The organism is Aeromonas sp. 604176 (assembly GCF_049170755.1).
GTDB lineage: Bacteria > Pseudomonadota > Gammaproteobacteria > Enterobacterales > Aeromonadaceae > Aeromonas > Aeromonas veronii_A.
The window spans coordinates 1-1,553 of record NZ_JAAKNE010000242.1 but is presented as its reverse complement, the minus strand read 5'-3'; the positions used below and the strand labels follow the sequence as shown (position 1 = coordinate 1,553).

1 protein-coding gene and 1 pseudogene are annotated in these 1,553 nt (G+C 57.4%); both read right to left on the bottom strand.

Annotation, left to right across the window (positions count from 1 at the left end; translation table 11 throughout):
• Positions 1 to 218: 218 nt before the first annotated feature.
• Positions 219 to 1,223, bottom strand: coding sequence for an ornithine carbamoyltransferase (gene argF, locus G5358_RS21030; protein WP_005339721.1), 1,005 nt, complete (start codon positions 1,221 to 1,223; stop codon positions 219 to 221).
• A 79-nt stretch (positions 1,224 to 1,302) separates the two neighbouring features.
• A pseudogene (locus tag G5358_RS21025) lies at positions 1,303 to 1,553 on the bottom strand (carbamate kinase); the annotation flags it as partial.

Sequence of the window (1,553 nt, the reverse complement as noted above, 5' to 3'; positions counted from 1 at the left end):
TATTTGCCGGCCGGCACTATCCAGCTCAGGGCGGCCACCAGGGCGATCAGCACAAACAGTATCGTGTAGGCTGACGGGAACTTGAATTTGGTCATGGTCCAGCTTCCTTCTGTGGGTGTGGTATCCATGCAGGCTGCGGGTCGTAGGGTTAGAGGTATTATGCCGCTGTCACATGGTCGAAAAGCCGGGGGTCGCCCCCCGGCACCACTACTGCGACCTTAGTCGCCCAGCGTAGCAACCATCACTGCCTTGATGGTGTGCATCCGGTTTTCGGCCTCATCGAACACGATGCTGTGCTCGGATTCGAACACGTCCTCGGTCACTTCCAGGCCTTTCATGCCATATTTGTCAGCCACTTCCTTGCCCATGGTGGTCTCGTCGTTGTGGAACGCCGGCAGGCAGTGCATGAACTTCACATCCGGGTTCTTGGTGGCGTTGATGACATCCATGTTGACCTGATACGGAGTCATCAGTTTGACGCGCTGATCCCAGGCTTCTTTCGCTTCACCCATGGATACCCAGACGTCGGTGTAGAGGAAGTCCGCACCCAGCACGCCCTCTTTCACATCTTCGGTCAGGGTGATGCGTGCGCCGGTCTCTTCGGCGATCAGGCGGCACTTGGCAACCAGCTCCTCTTCCGGCCAGAAGGCTTTCGGTGCGACCAGACGGATGTCCATGCCCATCTTGGCGGCGCCGACCATCAGGGAGTTACCCATGTTGTTGCGGGCATCACCCAGGTAGGCGAACTTGATTTGATCCAGACGCTTGCCCTTGCCGTGCTCCAGCATGGTCATGAAGTCGGCCAAGATCTGGGTCGGGTGGAATTCGTTGGTCAGGCCGTTCCAGACCGGGACTCCGGCGTAGGCGCCCAGCTCTTCCACGATCTCCTGACCGTAGCCGCGGTATTCGATACCGTCATACATTCGACCCAGTACACGAGCGGTGTCCTTCATGGACTCCTTGTGACCGATTTGGGAACCGCTTGGGCCAAGGTAGGAGACTTGCGCGCCCTGGTCGAAGGCCGCCACTTCAAACGCACAACGAGTACGGGTGGAGGTCTTCTCGAAAATCAGGGCGATGTTCTTGCCGACCAGATGCTTGCGCTCGTAGCCACCGTATTTGGCTTTCTTCAGGTCGATGGCCAAGTCGATCATGTATTGGATTTCGCGCGGGGTGAAGTCCAGCAGTTTCAGGAAGTTACGGTTACGCAGATTAAAAGCCATGATGAGTTCTCTCTATATATGTTTCAGACCAGTTCGGGCAGTAGTGTTGACTACGCATTCTCAGTACAGCTATCGGTAATTACGCATGTACGGTGCGGGTGGCGACGATATTGGTGCCGGCTTCCCCTTTGAGGATGGCGAGGCCATCTTCCAGCGAGCCGATGCCGACCATGCCGCCGGTCGCTTTGACAAATTCACAGGAGGCTTCGACTTTCGGTCCCATGGAACCTGCATCGAACTTGACCCCGGCCAGCTCGTCCGGGCTGGTGACCCGCAGCGGACGCTGGGTCGGTTTGCCCCAATCCAGATAGACGGCATCGGCATCGGTCA

Excerpts from the sequence above, each read along its gene's own strand:
- argF (WP_005339721.1), bottom strand. The coding sequence starts at position 1,223 with ATGGCTTTTAATCTGCGTAACCGTAACTTCCTGAAACTGCTGGACTTC.